The sequence below is a fragment of the Pseudomonas sp. NBRC 111123 genome, assembly GCF_001320205.1.
Lineage (GTDB): Bacteria > Pseudomonadota > Gammaproteobacteria > Pseudomonadales > Pseudomonadaceae > Aquipseudomonas > Aquipseudomonas putida_J.
This window is the reverse complement of record NZ_BCAZ01000091.1, coordinates 1-6,170: the sequence shown is the minus strand read 5'-3', so window position 1 is coordinate 6,170 and position 6,170 is coordinate 1. Positions and strand designations below refer to the sequence as shown.

Below are 6,170 nucleotides of genomic sequence, written 5' to 3'. Positions count from 1 at the left end.
GAAGATCTGGATCACCCCGCCGATGGCGTCACTGCCGTACACCGCCGAGCGCGAGCCGCGCAGCACTTCGACGCGTTCGATCTGGTCGACATCCAGAAATTGCAGGCCGCTGTCACCGGAGGTGGCGTTGGCGATGCGCACGCCATCGACCAGCACCAGGCTCTGGGCGGCCTTGGTGCCACGGATGAAGATGCCTGGCAGGCTGCCACGGCCACCCGTAGGCGCTACTTGCACGCCGGGCACGCGGGTGAGCAGGTCGGTGACGCTGCCAGGTTGCAGGCGGTCGATATCGGCGCGGGTGAAGACGGTGTTGGCGGCGCTGGTGGTGGTCCGCGATTCGACCTGGCGGTTGGCGCTGATCAGGATGTCGGGGAGCTTGAGGGCGTCGTCGCGTTCGGCGGCCAGCAACGGAATGGGGAGGCAGAGCAGGGTGGCAAAGGTTGAGGTTTTCATTGGCTGTTCCATTTTGCGAGGGCTGCGCCCTCGACCGCGACACACGGCCGCTCCTACAGGATTGCGCGATCCTGTGTAGGAGCGGTCTTGTGTCGCGAAAGGGCCGCAAAGCGGCCCCAAAACCTACAGCCCAAGCATGGCCATGCGGGCCTTCACCGAGGCTTCGATGCCGGCAGCATCCAGCCCGCACTCGGCCAGCATCTGTGCCGGTTTGGCATGCTCGACATAAATATCTGGCAGCCCAAGGTGCAGTAGCGGCTTGACCACGCCTTCATGAGCCAGGAACTCGCCCACGGCAGCCCCAGCGCCACCCATGATGCTGTTCTCTTCGATGGTCACCAGCAACTCATGGCTGGCAGCCAGTTCCAGCACCAGGGCCTCGTCCAGCGGCTTGACGAAGCGCATGTCGACAACGGTGGCGTTGATCTGCTCGGCAACCTGCAGGGCCTCGGCCAACTGCACGCCAAACACCAGCAGGGCAACTTTTGCACCCTGTCGGCGAACCACGCCCTTGCCGATTTCCAATGGTTCGAGGTCACCACTGATCGGTGCGTTCGGGCCGGTACCACGTGGGTAGCGCACAGCCGCCGGGCCGTTAAACAGGTGGCCGGTGCTGAGCATCTTGCGCAGCTCGTTCTCGTCGCTTGGGGTCATCACCAGCATGCCCGGGATGCAGCGCAGGTACGACAGGTCGTAGCTGCCGGCGTGAGTCGGGCCGTCTTCGCCCACCAGGCCGGCACGGTCGATGGCGAACAGCACATCAAGGTTCTGCACAGCCACGTCATGAATTAGCTGGTCGTAGGCGCGCTGCAGGAAGGTGGAGTAGATCGCCACCACCGGCTTGCTGCCTTCGCAGGCCATGCCGGCGGCGAGGGTGACCGCGTGCTGCTCGGCGATCGCCACGTCGAAATAACGCTGCGGGTAACGCTCGCTGAAGGCGACCAGGTCGGAGCCTTCCTTCATGGCCGGGGTGATGCCCACCAGGCGGTTGTCGGCGGCAGCCATGTCGCACAACCACTGGCCGAACACGGCGGAATACTTCGGCCCGCTGACCTTCTTCGGCGCAGCCGGCTTGTCGGCAGGCTCGAGCTTGGTGATGGCGTGGTAGCCGATCGGGTCGATCTCGGCCGGGGCGAAGCCCTTGCCCTTCTTGGTCACCACGTGCAGGAACTGGGGGCCCTTGAGGTCACGCATGTTGCGCAGGGTGGCGATCATGGTTGGCAGGTCGTGGCCGTCGATCGGGCCGATGTAGTTCCAGCCCAGCTCTTCGAACAGCGTGCCAGGCACCAGCATGCCCTTGGCATATTCCTCGGTGCGACGGGCGATTTCCCAGGCACCGGGCAGGCGCGACAGCACCTTCTTGCTGCCTTCGCGCATGCTCGCGTAGGTGCGGCTGGAGAGGATCTTGGCCAGGTAGTTGGACAAGCCGCCGACATTGCGCGAAATCGACATGTCGTTGTCGTTGAGGATCACCAGCATGTCGGCGTTGACTTCCTGGGCGTGGTTCAACGCTTCGAAGGCCATGCCGGCAGTGAGGGCGCCGTCGCCGATCACGGCGATCGACTTGCGGGCACTGTTCTGCAGGCGGGCGGCAATGGCCATGCCCAGCGCTGCGCTGATCGAGGTGCTGGAGTGGCCGACGCCAAAGGTGTCGTATTCGCTCTCGCTGCGGCGCGGGAAGGCGGCGATGCCGTCCTTCTGGCGCAGGCTGAGCATGCGGTTGCGGCGCCCGGTGAGGATCTTGTGCGGGTAGGCCTGGTGGCCGACGTCCCACACCAGCCGGTCATCCGGGGTGTCGAAGACGTAGTGCAGGGCGATCGTCAGCTCGATGACGCCCAGGCCGGCGCCGAAATGCCCACCGGTCTGACCAACGGTGTAGAGCAACTCCTGGCGCAATTCGTCGGCCAGGGTCTCCAGGTCGGCTTCGGCCAACCGGCGCAAGCCGGCAGGCGTGTCAGCGCGGTCGAGCAACGGCGTGACCGGGCGTTCGCGGGGGATCTCTTGAAACGTCGTGGGCATCAGGCGAGTCGTTATAGGTGTGTGAAGACGCGGCAGTTTACCCCATTGTGGGAAAAGTGCCCATTCGACCACGGGTTTCGCGGACCCTGTGGGAGCGGGTTTACCCGCGAATGCCATGTTGGACTTACCACAGCATTCGCGGGTAAACCCGCTCCTGCAGGGGATTGGAGTCAATCCTTAATGACGGCGCTCGACGATATAGCGCGCCAACGCCCGCAGCGGCTCGGCGGATTCACCAAAACCTTGCAGGGCGAGCAGCGCCTGGTCGCGCAGTTCGATTGCATAGGCCTTGGCAGCTTCCAGCCCCAGCAGCGCGGGGTAGGTCGGTTTGTCACGGGCGATGTCGGCGCCCTGGCGCTTGCCCAGGATGGCGGTGTCGCTTTCCACGTCGAGGATATCGTCCTGCACCTGGAATGCCAGGCCGATGGCTTGTGCGTAGGTCTGCAGGGCTTCAAGCTGCGCCTGCTCGGCGCGGGCACTGGCCAGGGCGCCGAGGCGCACGCTGGCTTCGATCAGGGCGCCGGTCTTGTGCCGATGCATGAATTCCAGAGCCTGCTGGTCCAGCTTCAGGCCGACCGAACCAAGGTCGATGGCCTGGCCGCCGACCATGCCCGCAGGGCCTGCGGCCTTGGCCAGGGCCTGGACCATGGCCAGGCGGGTGCTGTCGGCCTGCGGGCTCAGGCGCGGGTCGAGCAGGGCGCTGAAAGCCAGGCTCTGCAAGCCATCACCGGCGAGAATCGCGCAGGCCTCGTCGAAGGCTTTGTGGGTGGTTGGCTGGCCACGGCGCAAGTCGTCATCGTCCATGGCTGGCAGGTCGTCATGGACCAGCGAATAGGCGTGGATCAGCTCTACCGCACAGGCCGCGCCGTTGGCTTGCTCGGCGGGCGCGCCAAGGGCTTCGCAGGCGGCATAGGCGAGCAACGGGCGCACGCGTTTACCGCCATTCATCACGCTGTAGCGCATGGCCGCATAAAGGCGTTCCAGCTCTTTGGTCGGGGCGATGAACAGTGGTTCGAGGGCGGCGTCGACGCGGGCCTGGCAGCTGGCCTGGTAAACAGTGATCATGCTTCTGGCTCCGCATCGAACGGTTGCGCGGTGAGTTCGCCGTCACGTTCCAGCAGAATCTGTACTTTCTGTTCGGCCTGGGCCAGGGCCCCCTGGCAATCGCGGGTCAGGGCGATGCCTTGCTCGAACGCGGCCAGCGAGTCTTCCAGCGACAGTTCACCGTTCTCCAGGCGCTCGACCAGGGCTTGCAGGTCGGCGAGGGATTGTTCGAAATCGATGGAGGCTTTTTTGCGGGCCATGGCGACAGTCTCGGTGGCGGGTCAGAACCGCGCGACGTTAGCAGAGCTGCGCGGGGGGAGCAAACTTCAGGCAGCTTGAGGCTGGATTTGCCTGCCTCTTCGCGGGTAAACCCGCTCCCACAGGTACTAGGCAGGTTTCGAATCCAGCAGAGCCCCCTGTGGGAGCGGGTTTACCCGCGAATGGGCCGCAAAGCGGCCCCGTGCGACAGATCAGGCAGGCTCTGCTTCACGCTCGACCATGGCCTCACGGCACCGCGCCAGCTCCTCGATGGTCAGCACCGGCAGGTTGTACTGCCGCGCATACACTGCCACCTGCTCGCCGCGCGCCATGCTGCCATCGGGGTTCATCAGCTCGCACAGTACCGCTGCCGGGCGCAAGCCGGCCAGGCGTGCCAGGTCCACCGAGCCTTCGGTGTGGCCACGACGGGTCAACACGCCACCATCACGTGCACGCAGCGGGAACACATGGCCTGGGCTGACGATATGGCGCTGCTCGGCGGTCGAACGCAGCGCCGCTTCGATGGTGGTGATGCGATCCTGCGCGGAAACACCAGTGCTCACGCCCTCGGCCGCTTCGATGGTGACGGTGAAGCCAGTGCCGTGGCGGGCCTGGTTGTTCTGCACCATCGGCGCCAACTGCAGGGCATCGACAGTGGCTTCGTCCAGGCACAGGCAGACGATGCCGCTGCAGTCGCGGATCATCATGGCCATGGTCTGCAGCGACAGGTTCTCGGCGGCGGCGACGATATCGGCTTCGTCCTCGCGGTCGTCATCGTCGAGCAGCAGCACAGGGCGCCCGGCCTGGAAGGCGGCGACGGCGGCGGATACGTTGGGGAATTGTTTTTGCAGCAAAGGGGACATGAAACGCTCCTCGTGAATGATCGATGAACGTCTCGGGGCGAACAAAATGCGCGCGCAGGGGCGCCCGAATGGCCCCTGCCTGACGCCTTCTTTCATCCGGACTATGACCGTCGGCTCTGGAGTCGCACCAGATCTGCTGACCCCCGGCATGGCCGGGGCGCTCGCGGGCTCATCTTTCGATTTACCGCCGGTGGGGACTTGCACCCCGCCCTGAAGACCGGCCAAGCATACAGCACTGTGCCACCTTGCTGGCAAGCCGCACATCTACGACCTTCGGCGGTATCCTGCAGGCATGGCTCAACAGGAACAGCTCAATGGACATTCTTCAGGTCGCCGGCGGCAAGCCGGTCAAACTGTGGACCGACGGTGTGCCGGTCGAGGACGACGCCCGCCGGCAACTGCTGAACACGGCGAAGATGCCGTTCATCTTCAAGCACCTGGCGGTGATGCCGGATGTGCACCTGGGCAAGGGCTCGACCATTGGCAGCGTGATTCCCACGGTCGGCGCGATCATTCCTGCGGCGGTGGGCGTGGACATCGGCTGCGGCATGATCGCCGCGCGTACCTCGCTGCAGGCGCGTGACCTGCCAGACAACCTGCATGCCCTGCGAAGCGCCATCGAGCAGGCCGTGCCCCACGGCAAGACCTTTGGCAAGCGCGACCAGGGGGCCTGGGACAATGTGCCGGGTTCTGCAGATAAAGCCTGGTGCCAGCTCGCCGGGCGCTTCAACGCTATTACCGACAAGTACCCGCGCCTGGAAAAGACCAACAACCGCCACCACCTTGGCACCCTGGGCGGCGGCAACCACTTCATCGAGGTGTGCCTGGACGAGGCCGACCGGGTCTGGTTCATGCTGCACAGCGGCTCGCGTGGTGTGGGCAATGCCATCGGCAACCTGTTCATCGAACTGGCCCAGGCCGACATGCGTCAGCACCTGGCCAACCTGCCGGACAAGGACCTGGCCTACTTCGTGGAGGGCAGCCGCCATTTCGCCGACTATGTCGAGGCGGTGGAGTGGGCGCAGGACTTTGCCCGCTGCAACCGCGAGTTGATGATGCAGGCGGTGGTCGCGGCTGCCCGCAAAGCGCTGGGCAGAACCTTCGAGGCAAGCCTGGAGGCGGTCAACTGCCACCACAACTATGTGCAACGTGAGCAGCACTTTGGCCACGAGGTCCTGGTGACGCGCAAGGGCGCGGTGTCGGCGCAGCAGGGGCAGTTGGGCATCATTCCCGGCTCCATGGGCGCCAGAAGCTTCATCGTGCGTGGGTTGGGTAACGAGGAGTCGTTCTGCTCCTGCAGCCATGGCGCGGGCAGGGTGATGAGCCGCACCAAGGCCAAGAGCCGCTTCACCGTGGAAGATCAGCGGCGGGCCACGGCGCATGTGGAGTGCCGCAAGGACAAGGACGTGATCGACGAGATTCCCATGGCGTACAAGGACATCGATGCCGTGATGCGGGCGCAACAGGAATTGGTGGAAGTGGTGCATACCCTGCGGCAGGTGGTCTGCGTGAAAGGTTGAGCTGTACCGGCCT

The 6,170-nt window shown here is 64.9% G+C and carries 6 protein-coding genes and 1 riboswitch; of the genes, 1 reads left to right on the top strand and 5 read right to left on the bottom strand.

The genetic code is table 11. The features are described from left to right. The 5 genes from APH27_RS25240 to ribB all read right to left on the bottom strand — a co-directional run. Positions 1-453, bottom strand: a 453-nt coding sequence (locus APH27_RS25240) for a TonB-dependent receptor (protein WP_156335914.1), incomplete at its 3' end; no start/stop codon positions are given. A gap of 123 nt (positions 454-576) precedes the next feature. Beyond that, on the bottom strand, positions 577-2,472 hold the full coding sequence (dxs, locus tag APH27_RS25235; protein ID WP_027917806.1) for a 1-deoxy-D-xylulose-5-phosphate synthase: 1,896 nt from the start codon (positions 2,470-2,472) through the stop codon (positions 577-579). 177 nt (positions 2,473-2,649) lie between these two features. Continuing rightward, a complete protein-coding gene (gene ispA / locus APH27_RS25230; RefSeq protein ID WP_027917805.1) occupies positions 2,650-3,537 on the bottom strand; it encodes a (2E,6E)-farnesyl diphosphate synthase in 888 nt (295 codons plus the stop codon). Continuing rightward, the gene (locus APH27_RS25225; RefSeq protein WP_027917804.1) at positions 3,534-3,776 is read right to left on the bottom strand and encodes an exodeoxyribonuclease VII small subunit; all 243 of its coding nucleotides are present in this window, start codon (positions 3,774-3,776) and stop codon (positions 3,534-3,536) included. Before APH27_RS25225 ends, ispA begins: the two co-directional genes overlap by 4 nt. Before the next feature lie 210 nt (positions 3,777-3,986). Then, the gene (gene ribB / locus APH27_RS25220; RefSeq protein ID WP_027917803.1) at positions 3,987-4,637 is read right to left on the bottom strand and encodes a 3,4-dihydroxy-2-butanone-4-phosphate synthase; all 651 of its coding nucleotides are present in this window, start codon (positions 4,635-4,637) and stop codon (positions 3,987-3,989) included. Between the two features lie 80 nt (positions 4,638-4,717). After that, positions 4,718-4,859: riboswitch (FMN riboswitch) on the bottom strand. A 92-nt stretch (positions 4,860-4,951) separates the two neighbouring features. Here ribB and APH27_RS25215 point away from each other — a divergent pair. Further along, on the top strand, positions 4,952-6,157 hold the full coding sequence (locus APH27_RS25215; RefSeq protein ID WP_060486203.1) for an RtcB family protein: 1,206 nt from the start codon (positions 4,952-4,954) through the stop codon (positions 6,155-6,157). Positions 6,158-6,170 lie beyond the last annotated feature (13 nt).

Excerpts from the sequence above, each read along its gene's own strand:
- APH27_RS25225 (WP_027917804.1), bottom strand. The coding sequence starts at position 3,776 with ATGGCCCGCAAAAAAGCCTCCATCGATTTCGAACAATCCCTCGCCGAC.
- dxs (WP_027917806.1), bottom strand. The coding sequence starts at position 2,472 with ATGCCCACGACGTTTCAAGAGATCCCCCGCGAACGCCCGGTCACGCCG.
- APH27_RS25215 (WP_060486203.1), top strand. The coding sequence starts at position 4,952 with ATGGACATTCTTCAGGTCGCCGGCGGCAAGCCGGTCAAACTGTGGACC.
- ispA (WP_027917805.1), bottom strand. The coding sequence starts at position 3,537 with ATGATCACTGTTTACCAGGCCAGCTGCCAGGCCCGCGTCGACGCCGCC.
- ribB (WP_027917803.1), bottom strand. The coding sequence starts at position 4,637 with ATGTCCCCTTTGCTGCAAAAACAATTCCCCAACGTATCCGCCGCCGTC.